We start from the raw sequence: 15,369 nt of genomic DNA, 5'->3' as shown, positions 1-15,369 counted from the left end.
CAACAAAAATTTACAGACATTCTCCAAAAATTTCGACGGCCTGGTCAATTTCTTCTTTATTAATAGTTAATGGGGGAACAAATCTTATGGCGTCACTGCCTGCTCCTACTAAAAGAAGCCCCTTTTCCATCGCTTTGTTTATAATTTCGCCTGTTGGGACAGAAACAGCTACACCGACCATTAATCCCATACCACGCACATCGGTAATGCAGGTATGTTCTTTTTTAAGTACACACAGCTTTTCCATGAGGTAGCTTCCCTTTTCAGCGACTTCATCGAGGAAGCCGTCACCGGTAAGCACGCTTAATACATAACGGGAAGCGGCTGAGGCCAGTGGATTACCCCCAAAAGTGGAGGCGTGGGTGCCAGGCGTGAAAACCTGAGCAACCTTATCACAGGCGATGATACCACCCATGGGGAATCCGCCCGCGATCCCCTTGGCCATGCAGACAACATCCGGCTTTAAATTGTAGTGTTGGTAAGCAAAGAATTTTCCAGAACGGCCCATACCACATTGCACCTCGTCAAAAATCAGGACGAGGTTTTCATCGTCGCAAAGCTTGCGGACTGCCTGTAAATATTCATAATCCGCCGGATAAATACCGCCCTCACCCTGAATAGGTTCGAGCAGCACTGCGCAGGTTTTATCGGTTACCGCCGCCTTTAAAGCGTCAAAGTCATTGAAGGGTACGTGTGAGATGCCCGGCAGCATGGGCGAAAGGCCTTTGTGGTATTTTTCCTGTCCGGTGGCGGTGATGGCGCCGTAGGTGCGGCCGTGAAAGGAATGATCCATGGCGATGATTTCAACCGCGTCTTCACTTTTAAACTGTTTTGCGTAAATCCGCGCAAGCTTTAAGGCCGCTTCGTTGGCTTCAGCGCCGCTGTTGCAGAAAAACACCTTGTCAAGTCCGCTGGCCTTTACAAGTATTTCAGCCGCGTCAATCTGAGGCTCGGTCCAGTACAGATTGGAAACGTGCATGATTTTCTGGCACTGGTCCGCGATGGCGGCATTGAGGCCCGGGTGGTTATGGCCAAGACAGTCTACCGCAATACCGGCTACACAGTCCAGATATTCTTTTCCGTTCACATCTTTTAAAACACAGCCATTGCCGCTCTCGAAAGCAATGGGAAACCGTGCGTAGGTGGGCATGATCACTTTTTCTGCCCGATTAATCAGCTCTTCACTTTTGTTCATGTCTTTATCTCCTGAATGTTCATATTTTATGCCTGTGTCAGCGATTGGCGGATCATCGTCCCACAGCCCGCCGCAGTAAAGAGTTCGAGCAGCAGTGAGTGCTCAACCTTACCGTCCAGGATATGGACAGAATTGACCCCGGAACGAATCGCATCCACGGAATTTTCAACCTTTGGAATCATACCGCCAGATATAATCCCCTCCTCAATAAGCCGTTCAACCTCATCGACATCCAGACGGCGGATAATGGAATCCGGATCATCGGCGTCCATATAGACCCCGTCGGTATCTGTGAGGTAAACCAGCTTTTCAGCCTTCAGCTCCTTGGCGATGGCGTAAGCCACATGGTCTGCGTTGATGTTGTAGCTCTGGCCGCATTTGTCGCTGCCGATCGGAGCGATAACGGGGATATAGTCGCTTTTGAGCAATGTCTGGAGAAGATCGCTCTTTACTTTGACAATATCGCCAACAAAGCCGATATCCAGGCCATTGACGAATTTTTTTCTCACCTTGAGCATACCGCCGTCTTTACCGGAGATCCCTACTGCGGTGATGTCACGGTCTTCCAAAAGCTGAACAATTTCTTTGTTGATTTTACCGGAGAGCACCATTTCTGCCACTTCGATAACATCGTCATTGGTAACGCGCAGACCATCGATGAACTCGGTCTGGATGTCCAGATTGTTTAAGAATGCGGAGATGTCTTTACCGCCGCCGTGCACCACAATAGGGCGCAGGCCAACCAGTTTCATGAGGGCGATATCGTCCATGACAGATTTCTTGATATCATTGTCATACATGAAACTGCCGCCGTATTTGATGACCACTGTTTTCTTTCTGAATTGCTTGATATAGGGCAGCGCCTCGACCAGGATATTGGCCTTTTCGATGTACTGCGCCATGTTCTGTGTATTATCTGACATTTTTACTTCCTTTTCTGATGGATTGTTTTGTATATGATTTAAGAACGGTAATCGCCGTTGATTTTGACATAATCGTAGGACAGATCACAGCCCCAGGCAGTCGCTTTATCTTCCCCCTCCTTGAGGGTTACCATGATGGAGATTTCCTTTTCAGACAGTACCTTTTTAGCCATCCCTTCATCAAAAGCGATGGGCGCCCCTTCGTTCAGAAGGGTGATCATTCCAGCGTTGCTGAAAAACACCAGGGATACCTTGAGCGGGTCGAAAACGACCCCAGACGCTCCCAGCGACGAAAGCACACGGCCCCAGTTGGCGTCCTCGCCAAAGAGGGCGGTCTTTACCAGGCTGGATTTAACAACCGCTTTTGCCAGGGTGCGGGCATCTTCATCTGTCGCCGCGCCACAGACAGTGACCTCAACAAATTTGGTTGCCCCTTCCCCATCGCGGATGATGGATTTTGCGAGGTGCTCATTGACGTAATAAAGGGCCTCGCTGAATACAGCGAAATCCTGTGAAGTCACATCATTAAGGCTGATCTCCTTGTTTCCGGCCTCACCGCTTGCCATTACGACAACTGTGTCGTTTGTGCTCATATCACCGTCTACAGACATCATATTGTAGGTATCCTGGGTGATTTTAGCGAGCAGCTTCTGGAGGCATTCTGGTTCGATGGCGGCGTCGGTCGTGACATAGGAAAGCATGGTGGCCATGTTTGGGCAGATCATCCCTGATCCCTTGGCCATTCCGCCGATATGGACGGTTTTTCCGTCCAGCTCGATTTCCACCGCAATGGTTTTGGTAGTAAGGTCTGTGGTGATAATGCCGTGCGCTGCGTCGTCCGCGTGCTGCGCATCGTCCCCGAGCCCGTTTACCAGTGCCTGCACGCCTTTTAATATTTTTTCAATGGGCATTACCACTCCAATAACACCAGTGGAGGATACCAGCACGTCCTGAGTGCTTACGCCGAGAAGCTCAGCCGCAACGCCGGCGGTCTGTTCCACATGGCGCATGCCGGTTTCACCGGTGCAGGCGTTGGCGTTTCCGCTGTTGACCACGACTGCGCGCTTGTAGGGCGACTCGATCATAACAGCTCTGTCCCATTGCACAGGCGCTGCCTGAACCATGTTGGATGTGGTCATAATAGCTGTCGCCGCGGGCTTGTCCGCGACCAGAAGCGCCATATCCTTGTTTCCGTTATCCTTTATACCGGCGGCAATGCCGGCGGCTTTAAAGCCCTTTGCGGCCAAAACGCCGCCATCAATTATTTTCATCTCGTGTTCCTTTCACAAATTAAACCGGGAAATCCGTAATAAAATCGATTCCTGTTTTTTCATCAAAGCCAAACATCAGGTTCATATTTTGAACGGCCTGTCCGGCCGCGCCCTTTACCAGATTATCAATGGCTCCGACGACAATCACGCGGTTTGTGCGTTTATCAACCTTCAGTCCGATATCGCAGTAATTTGAGCCTTTTACCCATTTTGTTTCCGGGAGCTTATCCTCAGTCAGGCGCACAAAATACTCATCCCTGTAAAAGTCACGGTAAACCTGTCTCAGGCCCTCCTCGTCCATATCGCTGGTCAGGCTGGCGTAACAGAGTGCCAGAATTCCACGATTCATAGGCGTGAGGTGCGGTGTGAAAAGCAGCTTCAGGTCTGTGCCTGAAAGCAATCCCAGTTCCTGCTCGATTTCCGGCGTATGGCGGTGTGATCCGACCTTGTAGGCTTTGATGGATTCATTGACTTCACAATAGGAAAATGCAGTATCACTGCTTCTCCCTGCTCCTGTGACGCCGGATTTTGCGTCAATGATAATGCTCTGTGGGTCAACCAGATGGTTTTTAAGCAGCGGCGCCAGGCTCAGAATGCTGCAGGTGGTGTAACAGCCCGGATTGGATAACAGACGCGCGCCCCTGATGTCCTCACGGTGCAGCTCACACAGGCCATAGACGGCTTCCTTCAGCAGATCCTTATTATAATGGTTGACTTTGTACCACTGCTCATAAATATCCACGTCCTTTAGACGGAAGTCTGCGCCGAGATCGATAATCTTTGTTTTTTTGAGGACTTCCCCGGTCACCTGTTTTGAGGCGATGCCGTGGGGCAACGCCATAAAAATTACGTCAGATTTTTCGACCAGCTCGTTCATATCCGCTGTTTCGCACAAGGCGTCTGTCACATTTTCATAGTTTCTGTAAATATCTTTTAAAGGCTGTCCCGCAAAGCTCCTTGAGCCGACGGATACGACTTCAACCTCCGGGTGTCTGTAAAGTATTCTGAGTAATTCCTGTCCGGCATAGCCGGTTCCGCCGATAACTGATGCTTTAATCATAAAATCTCTCCAATTTTAGGTTTATTTTTTATCATACAAATGGTACAATAAATTTTCGATAAATCATTAATAATGAACAATTAACGCTGACCGCTTCTTTTTAAACCGGAGTCCTTAATTATTAATTGTTAATGATTCATTTATAAAATAGCTTTTATGAAAACTATTTTGTAATTATACCCCTAATCATTTGAATATTCAAGCACTTTTTATGAATATTTATGAATAATTTACGCATATTTTTTCAAATATACCTTGCAATTTCGGTTTTGGTATTGTATAATCATTCACAGATTGTAAAGAAACGCAAGAATAAATCAAATGAAAACAATTAAGAGGAGGCACAGTGTTATGAGTGCAAAAAAAGTTATTTTAGCCTATTCAGGCGGATTGGATACCACAACCATTATTCCGTGGTTAAAGGAAACCTACGATTATGAGGTTATCTGCGTATGCGTCGATGTTGGACAGGGTAAGGAAACCGAAGGTCTGGAAGAACGGGCTTTATCCTCCGGCGCCAGCAAGTTATATATAGAAGATGTTACCGATGAATTTGTTGAAGAATACTGCTGGCCTGCACTCAAGGCTGACGCAGTTTATGAGAAGAAATACCTGCTGGGGACTTCTCTCGCCCGTCCGCTGATCGCTAAGGTGTTAGTGGATATCGCCCACAAGGAAGGCGCGGAAGCCATCTGCCACGGCGCTACCGGCAAAGGGAACGACCAGGTTCGTTTTGAACTGGGAATTGGCGCTTTAGACCCGCAGCTTAAAATCATCGCGCCATGGCGTATCTGGGATTTACAGTCCCGGGAGGACTGCATGGATTTCTGTATTGAACATGACATCAAAGTCAGCATGAGCCATGACCAGAGCTACAGCCGTGACCGCAACCTGCTGCACATCAGCCATGAAGGCCTGGAGCTTGAAGATCCTTCACTCGAACCCAAATACGACCATTTGTTAAAATTAACCAAAACACTGGAAGAAGCGCCGGACACTCCAGAAGAAATCGAAATTGAATTTTTAAACGGCGAACCCATCAAGATCAACGGCGAAGCCATGAGCCCGCGCAAAATTCTTGAAACCTGTAATGAAATCGGCGGACGCAACGCCATCGGCGTGGTCGACCTCATCGAAAACCGTGTGGTTGGTATGAAATCCCGCGGTATCTATGAAACACCGGGCGGCACCATCCTGTACCGTGCCCATGAAGAGCTGGAGCATATGTGCCTGGACCGTGAAACCTTTGCCTTTAAACAGCAGGCCGCTGTTAAGTTTGCGGAAATCACCTACAATGGCCAGTGGTTTAACCCCCTGCGCGAAGCCTTATCCGCTTTTGTGGATGAAACGCAGAAAACCGTTACCGGCGTCGTAAAATTGAAGCTGTACAAGGGTAACTGTATCCTGACCTCTGTCTCTTCCCCATACTCCTTATACAACGCAGAGATCGCAAGCTTTACCACCGGGGATTTATATGACCACAAGGATGCCGAGGGCTTTATCCACCTGTTTGGTCTGCCGCTTAAGGTTCGCGCCCTCATGCGCATGAGCCACGAAGAAAAGGAAAAAGAAGCAGAAAAGGAAAATAAATAATGAGTAAAATGTGGGGCGGTCGATTTAACAAAGGAACAGATGCGTTAACAGACGATTTCAATTCCTCCATTTCTTTCGATCAGCGTTTATACAAACAAGATATCAGGGGCAGCATTGCCCACGCAAAAATGCTCGGGAAACAGGGAATTATCTCTGTCCCCGAGTCCGAATTAATTGTCAAAACTCTGGGTGAAATTTTAGAGGATATCGAAGCCGGAAAAATTGAGTTTTCCGTCGATATGGAAGATATCCATATGAATATTGAATCCATACTCACCGGGCGAATTGGTGATACCGGGAAAAAACTGCATACCGGCCGCAGCCGTAACGATCAGGTTGCCACCGATATGCGTCTTTACGTTAAGGACATTTCCATGGAGCTCAAGGACCTGATCCGGAATCTGGGCCTTACGCTGATGGATATGGCAAGCAAGCACACCAAAACCATTATGCCGGGCTACACCCATCTGCAGCGCGCGCAGCCCATCACCTTTGCCCATCACCTGATGGCATATGTTGAGATGTTCAGACGCGATATGAAACGCCTCGATCAGGTTTACGATATGGCGGATACGCTGCCCCTTGGTTCCGGCGCTCTGGCTACCACCACCTATCCGCTGGACCGCTACTATGTTGCCAGTGAGCTGGGCTTTAAAAATGTGTCCATGAACAGCCTTGACGGCGTGTCTGACCGGGATTTCTGTATCGACTTCCTGGAGGCTGTGTCTGTGTTCATGATGCACCTGAGCCGTTTTTCTGAAGAAATTATTCTGTGGTGCTCCTCAGAATTTAATTTTATTACACTCGATGACGCTTTCTCCACTGGCTCCAGCATTATGCCCCAGAAGAAAAACCCGGATATCGCCGAGCTGGTCCGTGGGAAGGCCGGCCGTACCTATGGCGACCTTCTGGGCTTCTTAACCACCATGAAGGGGATTCCGCTCGCATACAATAAGGATATGCAGGAGGATAAGGAGCCGGTCTTTGACGCCTATGACACAGCCAAAATCTGCGCCATTACCTTTGAGAAGATGATCGGCACTATGACGGTCAACACAGAGGTGATGCGCAAATCAGCCGCGGGCGGATTTTCCAATGCGACTGACGCAGCAGACTGGCTTGTCAAGCACGGCGTGGCTTTCCGTGACGCCCACGCCATTATCGGAAAGCTGGTCTTCTATGCTTTGGAAAAGGGCAAAAGCCTGGATGAGCTGACACTGGAAGAATACAACGCTGTCGATCCAGTCTTTGACGAGAGCATTTATGATGCCATCGACCTGCAGACCTGCGTTAACCAGCGTGATATTGTCGGCGGTCCGGCAGAAAGCACTGTCCGCCGCGCCATCGCCGTCAACCGAAGCCTGTTCCAGAAGGCGTAAAATAAACCCCAGGCATAACAGTGTTTAAACTGCGTGTCTGGGGTTTTTCATGTTAAAAGCCAAGGAGTGCGATTTCGGACAGGGCCGTATCGTATTCGCCGTCCTCAGGGCCGGAGTAGGTATCCTCAATGGTAAAGCTCAGGGTATCGCCGCCCTGGACAGTTACCACCTCGGGCAGCATGAAATACTGTGCGCCGCGGTCATTTTCGAGCTGCAAAGTGCAGAGGGGCGAACCGTCATACAGGTGCACCTTCAAAAGACGGACCCGTCCGTTTTCGGCAAAGGCCTTGTCACTCTTGCAGTATCCGTTTCGAATGAGGAAGCCCTTCATTTCCATACTGTGGGCAGGTGTGATGAGAAGCCGCTCGCCCACGCCAGAGCCGGAAGCGCCTTCCACCCAGGCTGTATCCAGGCTGTTATCCTTTAAGTTTTCAGCGCCGTAGGAAATTCCGGCCATTGGCGCTTTGGCTGAGGAGGCGCTGATCTGATAATCCTGTGTTCTCGGGATATTTTCTCCGCCAGAGGCGGCCCGGAGCGTACCGTAATCCTCATAGGCCTTTGCTGAGCCGGTATCTGTTTCTGAGGCGGCGGCAGTGGGCTGAGCTGTCGGAGCGGGGGTTGGCGTTTCCCCCTGATTTTTTCCTTTTCCGCCATCGGTGTAAATATTGACGCAGCCTGAAAAGCAAAGGCAGGCGGCCAGGATGAGCGCTGTTGCTGTGAACCTTTTCATTTCTGATCCTCACTTTCGAAAGATTTTCTTTTTTTCATCATAGCATCTTTTCAAAGTCCTTGCAACTGAAAAATGAGCACGGCACATTTTTGCGCCGTGCTCATTTCTTCCGGTTATCATAGTCGTCCATCTGCATACGGTCCGCAATTTCCAGATCACGCATGCCGGCCCGGGATTCCATATGATGCCGGAATTCGTGCCGGAGTGTTTTTTCCATCTGGTTCTTTAACGCCTCGTCGCTCAGATAGCCGTATACCCGCTCAAAGGAGCCGTAATAAATGACGATATAACGCCCCATGGACGAATCGCGGTGATACTCCCCCATGATATAGAGGTCGTCCCCTCTGGCTTTGGGGTGGCGTTTGGCTTCCGGAAGAAGCAGAATGCCGCCGTTGAGCTCTTCGTAAAAAGCTGGCGGCAGCGTATTGGCAATGGCGTCCAGTACAGTCTCAAACTGGTCAATATCCATCATTTTTACCGAACTCCCTTCTCTCATGTAATTTTGTATTCTTTACGGCGGTTCTTTAGTATGGTATAGTAAGACTATCATACCATGACATAAGGAGACCATCAAATGAATTGTGAAGAAACCTTAAATAAGCTGGATGCCCTGGGCATTGCCTATGAAAAAATAGACCATCCCGCTGTGTACACCATCGACGAGATGGATAATCTTGACATTACCTTTAAATGTAATGTGGTTAAGAACCTTTTCCTGCGCGACGCCAAGGGAAAGCGCCATTTTCTCGTAGTGCTCGACAAGGATAAAAAAGCGGATCTGGCAGGAATCCGCGGGCAGCTGGGCTGTTCCAAACTCAGCTTTGCCTCGGAGGACCGGCTGATGAAGCACCTTCAGCTGACCAAGGGGGCTGTCACTCCGCTGGGTGTATTCGGCAACCCCGAAGCCAATGTGGAGGTTGTTCTGGATAAGGATCTTGCGGGCTGCCCAAACCTTGGCGTGCATCCCTGTGACAACACGGCTACAGTTGTCCTCAGCTATGAGGATCTTGTTAAATGCATTGAGAGCAACGGCAACAGCATTGTATTGCTGAATATATAAAAAAGAGGTGGAGACATCATGCGTAAAGCAAACCGAGAAATTAAAGACGAACAGCTCATGCGCCAGACCCTGGAAACGGCTGACACCTGCCGCCTGGCCCTGAATACCGGCGGCGCTCCCTATATCGTTCCGCTCAGTTATGGTTATACCCTGGAGGAAGGCAGTCTAACCTTCTATTTTCACTGCGCCGGCGAGGGACAAAAGCTTGAGCTCATGGACGCTGATAACCGCGCCGGGTTTGAGGTGGACTGCGGACAGAAGCTGGTGACCGGGCCCAAAGCCTGCCACTATTCCACTCAGTTTATGAGCGTTGTGGGATGGGGGCTTCTGGAAAGGCTGACGGACCCTGCGGCTAAAAAGACTGCCCTAAGCCATTTGATGCGCCACTACAGCGGGCGTGACGACTGGGACTTTGATGAGAAAGTTTTGAACCACACCACCGTTTTACGACTGACGGTTCGTGAATTTACCGGCAAGGCCAATCGAAAGGAGCGCGTATGAATCTTTTTAGCAGTGACTATTGCGAAGGGGCACATCCGAGAATTATGGAGGCCCTGGCCCGTACCAATTTTGAGCAGACCGAGGGCTATGAGGAAGACCCTTATTGTGACAATGCGCGCGCGTTAATCAGAAAAGCGATTGACTGCCCGGCCTGTGATATTTATTTTCTATCTGGCGGTACTCAGACCAACATGACTTTTATTGCCCACGCGTTAAAACCATGGCAGGCTGTGATCGCAGCTGAAACCGGCCATATCTGCACCCATGAGACCGGGGCCATCGAGGCAACCGGCCATAAGATTATCGCCATGCCAGCGGAGGACGGCAAGCTGACCCCGCAGCTGATCCAGGCCGCGGTAGATGCCCATACCGATCATCATATGGTCGCGCCCAAAATGGTCTATCTGTCAGATTCCACAGAGATCGGTACGATTTATACAAAGGCTGAGCTGTCTGCCATCCGGCGGGTGTGCGACAGGAACAGCCTGTACCTTTATATGGATGGCGCGCGCCTTGCATCCGCCCTCACAGCGCCGGGCAATGATCTGTCCCTCACAGATTTTCCAGAGCTCTGCGATGCGTTTTATATCGGAGGCACAAAATGCGGCGCTCTGTTCGGTGAGGCACTGGTACTTGTCAATCCGGCGCTGGCAGAGGATTTTAATTTTACGCTGAAGCAGCGCGGCGGACTTTTTGCCAAAGGACGTATTCTCGGCATCCAGTTCGGGGAGCTCTTTAAAGATAATCTTTATCTGGAGCTTGGCGCACACGCCAACGCACTGGCAGCCCGGCTGAAGTCCGCCTTTGAGGATAAGGGCTTTCCCTTCCTGGTGGACTCCCCCAGCAACCAGATCTTCCCGATTCTGCCCAACGAGCTGATCACCGCGCTGAGGGAAAAAACTGCTTTCAGAGATCAGGAAGTCATTGACGAGGGACATACAGCCGTGCGGTTTGTAACCTCCTGGGCCATGACCGACGCCATGGTGGACGCGTTTATAGAGGATTTAAACAGGCTGTGCCATGAATAAACAGCAGCTGGTATTCAGGGTATTCCTTCTGGCCACTGGTGTTGCCGCACTTGTGATCCGCCTTTCCACCCTGGTGGTGGATACCGCGTTGTCCATTGATTTTGCAGGCTTTCAGGTTTTTGCTCTTGTGAGCTTTGCCCTGTACGCGGCCTTTGCGGTCATCACCCTGGTTCTGTCCTTTTTATCACTGAAAAAGACAAGCGGCTCAGCCGTTCCGGGCCAGGTCCTGTATATCGCCTGTCTGTTTGTGCTGCTGGGTGTTGTTTTAAATCTGCCCGCCTTTTTTAAAGCCGCCGCCCTGGATTTCTCCAGCGCTTCTCCGGCCTTTGTGGCGGTCAATTCTCCGTTTCTATTCAATTACGGGAAGGGCTTTGGCAGCATCGCCATCGGGGATTTCACCAATTACTTTTTAGGCCTTGCCGTTACAGTCAGTATGGTCATGGGGATTATCGCGCTGGTTCTGCTGGTGCGCTCTGTCAGAGAAGGGCGCGGCACAGCGGTTCCGTTCACCCGTTATTCCAGACAGGACAGAACAAAAGATTACCGCAGGCCGCGCGCAGCCGCTAAACGCGTAAGCTCCGCAAGACAGGTGGATATCTTTGAGCGCAGCAATGATTTCTTTTCGCATCATACTGAGGACGATATCTTTTAACCTAAATTCCTGTATTCTAAGCTAAGGGCATTGCTAAGTCAATGCCTTTTCTTTATAATAAGATTAAATGAATCCTGAAAGGAGTCTTTTATATGAAACTGACCGTACTTGTTGACAATCACACCACCATTGATCACTATTACCTTGGAGAGCCAGGGCTGTGCTACTATATTGAGGATGAGGACTCGCGCTTTCTTCTGGATACGGGTTATTCGGATATTTACATCGAAAACGCCAGGCGTCTCGGCATTGATCTGTCCAATCTTGACACGATTGTCCTCTCCCACGGCCATAACGACCATACCGGGGGGCTTCCGGCCTATTTTGAACACTTTCACAACCCTGGGCTTAAGATCATCGCCCATCCCGGGGCATTGTCAAAAAAACAGTTTGACGGTGAGAATATCGGAATAACCCTGTCAAAGATGACACTGATTGAAAACAGCCAGCTGATTTTGACAAAAGCCCCCTATAAGGTCAGCCCAAATTTTACTTTTTTAGGCGAAATCCCACAGCTTACGGACTTTGAACCGCGAAAAGCCATCGGCACCACCAGCGGAGGGGGCCGCGGAGAGGCATCCGATTTCCTGTTTGATGATTCCGCGCTGGTCTATACCACGCCTGAGGGGATATACATTGTGACAGGCTGCTCACACTCTGGGATCTGCAATATTGTGGAGCACGCCAAAAGTGTTACAGGCGACAGCCGGGTACTTGGTATCATCGGCGGCTTTCATTTGTTTAAGCTGGGAGAACAGGTCGACCGGACGATCCAGTATTTTAAAGACAACCATATCGAAAGCCTGCTTCCCTGCCACTGCACCTCCTTCCGGGTAAGAGCGGCCATCCATCAGGCGGTCCCCCTTAAGCGGGAGGTTGGTGTCGGACTGACCCTGGAGTGGTAAGGCCATGGACGACAAGGTTCGCTGGACTGTCAGCCAGAAAATTCTGCTGGCCCTTACGCTGATCTGCTTTTTCGGTTTCATCATTTATCTGATTGTATGCTGGAACCAGATTCCGGAACGGCTGGTTTCAAAATACAATGCCGGGGGCGAGGTGGTCCGCTACAGTAAGAAAGCCTTTACGCTGGTACCCATGATGATGATTGAGAGCATCCTGTTTGTGATCATCACCATCATCAGTTTTTTTCCAGCGGCGGTGGCAAATACAAACGCCACAAAGTATATCCAGGATGATATGAATATCTATAAAAAGTCAGCCCTGGAGCGCATACGCCTGCTGACACGTACCATTATCCTCATCTCGGATCTGCTTTTTGTCAATCTGTTTAACACGATCTTTCTGTCCATGATTTATTCGGGCGGTGTTCTGGTCCAGCACAGAGTGACACTTTATAGTATCATTGGCTTCGCAGTTTTGTTTGCCGCGTCCATCCTTTTTTATTATTTCCGGCTGCGGCAGATTATGAAAGGACATTCACGCTGAACATGAAAAAATATACGACGCTTCTTTTTGACGCTGACGGCACTCTGATGGATTTTAAAAAGACAGAAGCCCAGGCATTGGATCAGACTTTCAGAAAATACGGCGTTCATCCGACAAAAGAGATTCTGGATCTCTACGCGGATATCAACCACGGCCTCTGGAAAGATTTTGAGCATGGGCTGATCGACAAGGATACACTGGTCACCAGCCGCTTCCGGCTTTTGTTTCTTGAGCTTGGGCTGGATATTGACGGAATGGCCTTTGAGTCCGATTATCAGCCAGCCCTGGGGCGGGGCGCTTTTCTCATTGACGGCGCCTATGAGCTCTGCAGGGCTTTAAAGCCGGATTTCAGGCTTTATATTGTCACAAACGGTGTCTCGAGCACCCAGTACAGCCGTCTTTCGGCATCGGGGCTTGACAGGCTCATGGACGATGTCTTTGTCTCCGAGGACGCCGGCGCACAAAAGCCCCAGAAAGACTTTTTCGACTATATCGCCGCCCGTATTCCAGGCTACAACCCCGGTGAGGCGCTGGTCATCGGGGACTCCCTGACCTCTGATATCCAGGGCGGCATAAACGCCGGCATTGATACCTGCTGGTACAACCCTGGCAGAGAGAGCAATCCCCTTGATATTTGTGCTGATTATGAAATACATACCCTGGAAGAGCTCCCGGCTCTGTTGGAAGGCTAAAACCGGATTTTAAAAATGACCGCAAGTAAAATCAAGCGGAAGCTGCGCTCTTTCTTTATAATAAAGAAAGAGCAGTCGAAACGAGGTGGACAGGTAGATGTACGAATGGCTAAAGCATATTCAGACAATCGTTGACGAAATTGACAAATGCATAAAAAACTATAATGATGAAGCACTGACACTGCGCTTTCTTTCTCACAAGCTGGGTTACTCCGAGTTTTATACAACGCGGAAGTTTAAAGAAATATCCGGTATGCCTTTCAGGGATTATCTGAGGCATAGAAAGCTGGCCTTTGCGCTTAAGGAGGTTCGTGACAGTGAGAAAAGCCTTTTGGATATTGCTTTCGATTATGGCTTTTCATCCCATGAGGCATTTACCAGGGCTTTTAAGAAAACCTATGGCGTGACGCCAAGTGAATACCGGAAAAATCCTAAGCCCGTTGTTCTCCGTACAAAAATAAACCCTTTTGACCGCTACTTTTTAGGATTTGGAGAGATTGGCATGATAAAATCCACAGAAGATATTAAAATCTATTTTGTAACCATCCCCGCACATAAATTTTTGCATATTAAGAACTATGAGAGCAACGGCTATTGGGATTTCTGGCAGAAGCAGAGCCTTATCCCAGGGCAGGACTGCGAAACAGTCTGCGGCCTCCTCGACAGTATCAAAGGCAAACTGGATGATGACGGCGGGAGCGAAACGAACAGCGGTAACGGCCAGATTATGGCATACATCAATGATCCGGAAGGAAGACTCTGCGATTGGGGGTTTCCCCGCACGGAATGCTACGGTGTACGGCTTCCCATTGACTATCAAGGCGAGGTTCCAGCCCAAATGCTCATGATGGATGTCCCTGAGGCAGAGTATCTTGTTTTTGAGCATGGCCCTTTTAATTATGAGCAGGAAAACCGCACAGTAGAGGAAAAGATTGAAAAAGCAATGGCAGATTTTGATTTTACAGATACTGGCTACTGCTTTGACACTTCCCCGGGAAGAATTATCTATTTATATTTTAATCCTGAGCAGTTTTGTAAATATGTCCGGCCCGTACGGCGGTAAACGGGCAGATATAAAAACGCCGGTACCCCATAAACAGGGCACCGGCGTTTGTTTCACTTTAGTTCTGCTGGTTTTTTAAGCTGTCCTTGATGGCGTTCATGATATCTGCGCTCATAATATTGCCGAAAACAGCGTTGACTGCGTTCGTATCAAGGTTGACCATCCATTTGCCGTTTTCCTTTACGACCGGGAGTTCGAGCTCAGTGGTCGTCGTTTTTCCCTTGGCTTCCTTTACCAGGTTTAGAAACCGGTCTTCAGAAGGCTCCTCGCCGATCAGTTTGTTGATTATCTGGGAGAGGTCCCTGTTGGTGACCTGTACCTTAACGGTTGCTTCATCCCCTTTCGTCTGACTGTCGAGGATCTTATAAGAAAAGTCCTCGGTCAGATTGGTAAGAAGCGCCTGAGATTCAGGGTCCTGCGCATCGGTGAGCAGCTGATTATCATTTGAAGTCAAGCCGCTCAGCGCCCCAAATTCGCTGCCAAGGCTTATCTTGACATTTTCATTGAGGGTTTTCGCATCCTTATCCTTAAAAGCGTCAAATACGATTTTTACAGTCCCTTCCGGTGTCGATGGGTCTGCGGTTACCTCCATACCGGCTGCATCGTTTGGCTGGGTGGTATTGTTCTTCTTTACGCAGGCTGTCAGCGAGAAAACCATAAACGCCGCGATGGCAAGGGTTAAAATTCTTTTTGCTTTCATATTATTTACTCCTCCTTATCATTTTTCTCTATTCTACCAGAATTTTCCTGAAAAAGCTTAGAATTTCAGATTTCTT

General features: G+C 49.3%; 17 protein-coding genes. 10 read left to right on the top strand and 7 right to left on the bottom strand.

Annotated features, from left to right (window positions below):
* Nucleotides 1-10: 10 nt before the first annotated feature.
* From CPZ25_RS03320 to argC, 4 genes are read right to left on the bottom strand one after another with little or no spacing between them, the layout of a single operon-like run.
* The gene (locus CPZ25_RS03320) at nt 11-1,195 is read right to left on the bottom strand and encodes an acetylornithine transaminase (protein ID WP_074616864.1); all 1,185 of its coding nucleotides are present in this window, start codon (nt 1,193-1,195) and stop codon (nt 11-13) included.
* A 26-nt stretch (nt 1,196-1,221) separates the two neighbouring features.
* Nucleotides 1,222-2,118, bottom strand: a complete 897-nt coding sequence (gene argB, locus CPZ25_RS03315; RefSeq protein ID WP_074616865.1) for an acetylglutamate kinase — start codon at nt 2,116-2,118, stop codon at nt 1,222-1,224.
* A 38-nt stretch (nt 2,119-2,156) separates the two neighbouring features.
* Nucleotides 2,157-3,389 carry a bifunctional glutamate N-acetyltransferase/amino-acid acetyltransferase ArgJ gene (argJ, locus tag CPZ25_RS03310; protein WP_058694615.1) on the bottom strand — a complete coding sequence of 411 codons (1,233 nt, stop codon included), beginning with the start codon at nt 3,387-3,389 and terminating at the stop codon, nt 2,157-2,159.
* A 19-nt stretch (nt 3,390-3,408) separates the two neighbouring features.
* Nucleotides 3,409-4,449 (bottom strand): N-acetyl-gamma-glutamyl-phosphate reductase, encoded by a 1,041-nt coding sequence (gene argC / locus CPZ25_RS03305; protein WP_058694616.1) that lies wholly within the window; start codon nt 4,447-4,449, stop codon nt 3,409-3,411.
* A 351-nt stretch (nt 4,450-4,800) separates the two neighbouring features.
* Here argC and CPZ25_RS03300 point away from each other — a divergent pair, with 351 nt between their 5' ends.
* Both CPZ25_RS03300 and argH read left to right on the top strand, forming a co-directional pair.
* Nucleotides 4,801-6,042: an argininosuccinate synthase gene (locus tag CPZ25_RS03300; RefSeq protein ID WP_013380482.1), complete on the top strand. Its 1,242-nt coding sequence runs from the start codon at nt 4,801-4,803 to the stop codon at nt 6,040-6,042.
* A complete protein-coding gene (gene argH, locus CPZ25_RS03295) occupies nt 6,042-7,421 on the top strand; it encodes an argininosuccinate lyase (RefSeq protein WP_058694618.1) in 1,380 nt (459 codons plus the stop codon). The genes CPZ25_RS03300 and argH overlap by 1 nt, the downstream gene beginning before the upstream one ends.
* 52 nt (nt 7,422-7,473) lie before the next feature.
* Here the strand turns inward: argH and CPZ25_RS03290 are convergent, their stop codons facing one another.
* Entirely contained in the window at nt 7,474-8,151 is a 678-nt protein-coding gene (locus CPZ25_RS03290) for an NADase-type glycan-binding domain-containing protein (RefSeq protein ID WP_096919883.1), read from the bottom strand.
* A gap of 100 nt (nt 8,152-8,251) precedes the next feature.
* Nucleotides 8,252-8,623: a metallopeptidase family protein gene (locus CPZ25_RS03285; protein ID WP_058694620.1), complete on the bottom strand. Its 372-nt coding sequence runs from the start codon at nt 8,621-8,623 to the stop codon at nt 8,252-8,254.
* Nucleotides 8,624-8,725: 102 nt separating this feature from the next.
* Between CPZ25_RS03285 and CPZ25_RS03280 the strand changes: the two genes are divergently transcribed.
* From CPZ25_RS03280 to CPZ25_RS03245, 8 genes are all read left to right on the top strand, one after another.
* Nucleotides 8,726-9,211: a prolyl-tRNA synthetase associated domain-containing protein gene (locus CPZ25_RS03280; RefSeq protein WP_058694621.1), complete on the top strand. Its 486-nt coding sequence runs from the start codon at nt 8,726-8,728 to the stop codon at nt 9,209-9,211.
* A gap of 18 nt (nt 9,212-9,229) precedes the next feature.
* Entirely contained in the window at nt 9,230-9,712 is a 483-nt protein-coding gene (locus tag CPZ25_RS03275) for a pyridoxamine 5'-phosphate oxidase family protein (protein WP_058694622.1), read from the top strand.
* Complete coding sequence (locus CPZ25_RS03270; protein ID WP_058694623.1) at nt 9,709-10,740, top strand: threonine aldolase family protein; 1,032 nt, start codon at nt 9,709-9,711, stop codon at nt 10,738-10,740. Before CPZ25_RS03275 ends, CPZ25_RS03270 begins: the two co-directional genes overlap by 4 nt.
* Nucleotides 10,733-11,392, top strand: a complete 660-nt coding sequence (locus tag CPZ25_RS03265) for a hypothetical protein (RefSeq protein ID WP_096919884.1) — start codon at nt 10,733-10,735, stop codon at nt 11,390-11,392. The genes CPZ25_RS03270 and CPZ25_RS03265 overlap by 8 nt, the downstream gene beginning before the upstream one ends.
* 92 nt (nt 11,393-11,484) lie before the next feature.
* Nucleotides 11,485-12,297 (top strand): MBL fold metallo-hydrolase, encoded by an 813-nt coding sequence (locus CPZ25_RS03260; protein WP_096919885.1) that lies wholly within the window; start codon nt 11,485-11,487, stop codon nt 12,295-12,297.
* 4 nt (nt 12,298-12,301) lie between these two features.
* Nucleotides 12,302-12,838, top strand: a complete 537-nt coding sequence (locus CPZ25_RS03255) for a DUF1648 domain-containing protein (RefSeq protein ID WP_096919886.1) — start codon at nt 12,302-12,304, stop codon at nt 12,836-12,838.
* Nucleotides 12,839-12,840: 2 nt separating this feature from the next.
* Nucleotides 12,841-13,530, top strand: coding sequence for a YjjG family noncanonical pyrimidine nucleotidase (locus CPZ25_RS03250; RefSeq protein WP_096919887.1), 690 nt, complete (start codon nt 12,841-12,843; stop codon nt 13,528-13,530).
* A 97-nt stretch (nt 13,531-13,627) separates the two neighbouring features.
* Nucleotides 13,628-14,593 carry a helix-turn-helix transcriptional regulator gene (locus CPZ25_RS03245; RefSeq protein WP_096919888.1) on the top strand — a complete coding sequence of 322 codons (966 nt, stop codon included), beginning with the start codon at nt 13,628-13,630 and terminating at the stop codon, nt 14,591-14,593.
* 58 nt (nt 14,594-14,651) lie between these two features.
* Here the strand turns inward: CPZ25_RS03245 and CPZ25_RS03240 are convergent, their stop codons facing one another.
* Entirely contained in the window at nt 14,652-15,293 is a 642-nt protein-coding gene (locus tag CPZ25_RS03240; protein WP_074616876.1) for a hypothetical protein, read from the bottom strand.
* Nucleotides 15,294-15,369: the final 76 nt, after the last annotated feature.

The organism is Eubacterium maltosivorans (assembly GCF_002441855.2).
In the GTDB taxonomy this organism is placed as follows: domain Bacteria; phylum Bacillota; class Clostridia; order Eubacteriales; family Eubacteriaceae; genus Eubacterium; species Eubacterium maltosivorans.
This window is presented reverse-complemented; position numbering and strand designations above follow the sequence as displayed.

Bases quoted from the DNA above. Each gene is read 5' to 3' on its own strand.
- CPZ25_RS03320 (WP_074616864.1), bottom strand. From the start codon at position 1,195: ATGAACAAAAGTGAAGAGCTGATTAATCGGGCAGAAAAAGTGATCATG.
- argB (WP_074616865.1), bottom strand. From the start codon at position 2,118: ATGTCAGATAATACACAGAACATGGCGCAGTACATCGAAAAGGCCAAT.
- argJ (WP_058694615.1), bottom strand. From the start codon at position 3,389: ATGAAAATAATTGATGGCGGCGTTTTGGCCGCAAAGGGCTTTAAAGCC.
- argC (WP_058694616.1), bottom strand. From the start codon at position 4,449: ATGATTAAAGCATCAGTTATCGGCGGAACCGGCTATGCCGGACAGGAA.
- CPZ25_RS03300 (WP_013380482.1), top strand. From the start codon at position 4,801: ATGAGTGCAAAAAAAGTTATTTTAGCCTATTCAGGCGGATTGGATACC.
- argH (WP_058694618.1), top strand. From the start codon at position 6,042: ATGAGTAAAATGTGGGGCGGTCGATTTAACAAAGGAACAGATGCGTTA.
- CPZ25_RS03290 (WP_096919883.1), bottom strand. From the start codon at position 8,151: ATGAAAAGGTTCACAGCAACAGCGCTCATCCTGGCCGCCTGCCTTTGC.
- CPZ25_RS03285 (WP_058694620.1), bottom strand. From the start codon at position 8,623: ATGATGGATATTGACCAGTTTGAGACTGTACTGGACGCCATTGCCAAT.
- CPZ25_RS03280 (WP_058694621.1), top strand. From the start codon at position 8,726: ATGAATTGTGAAGAAACCTTAAATAAGCTGGATGCCCTGGGCATTGCC.
- CPZ25_RS03275 (WP_058694622.1), top strand. From the start codon at position 9,230: ATGCGTAAAGCAAACCGAGAAATTAAAGACGAACAGCTCATGCGCCAG.
- CPZ25_RS03270 (WP_058694623.1), top strand. From the start codon at position 9,709: ATGAATCTTTTTAGCAGTGACTATTGCGAAGGGGCACATCCGAGAATT.
- CPZ25_RS03265 (WP_096919884.1), top strand. From the start codon at position 10,733: ATGAATAAACAGCAGCTGGTATTCAGGGTATTCCTTCTGGCCACTGGT.
- CPZ25_RS03260 (WP_096919885.1), top strand. From the start codon at position 11,485: ATGAAACTGACCGTACTTGTTGACAATCACACCACCATTGATCACTAT.
- CPZ25_RS03255 (WP_096919886.1), top strand. From the start codon at position 12,302: ATGGACGACAAGGTTCGCTGGACTGTCAGCCAGAAAATTCTGCTGGCC.
- CPZ25_RS03250 (WP_096919887.1), top strand. From the start codon at position 12,841: ATGAAAAAATATACGACGCTTCTTTTTGACGCTGACGGCACTCTGATG.
- CPZ25_RS03245 (WP_096919888.1), top strand. From the start codon at position 13,628: ATGTACGAATGGCTAAAGCATATTCAGACAATCGTTGACGAAATTGAC.
- CPZ25_RS03240 (WP_074616876.1), bottom strand. From the start codon at position 15,293: ATGAAAGCAAAAAGAATTTTAACCCTTGCCATCGCGGCGTTTATGGTT.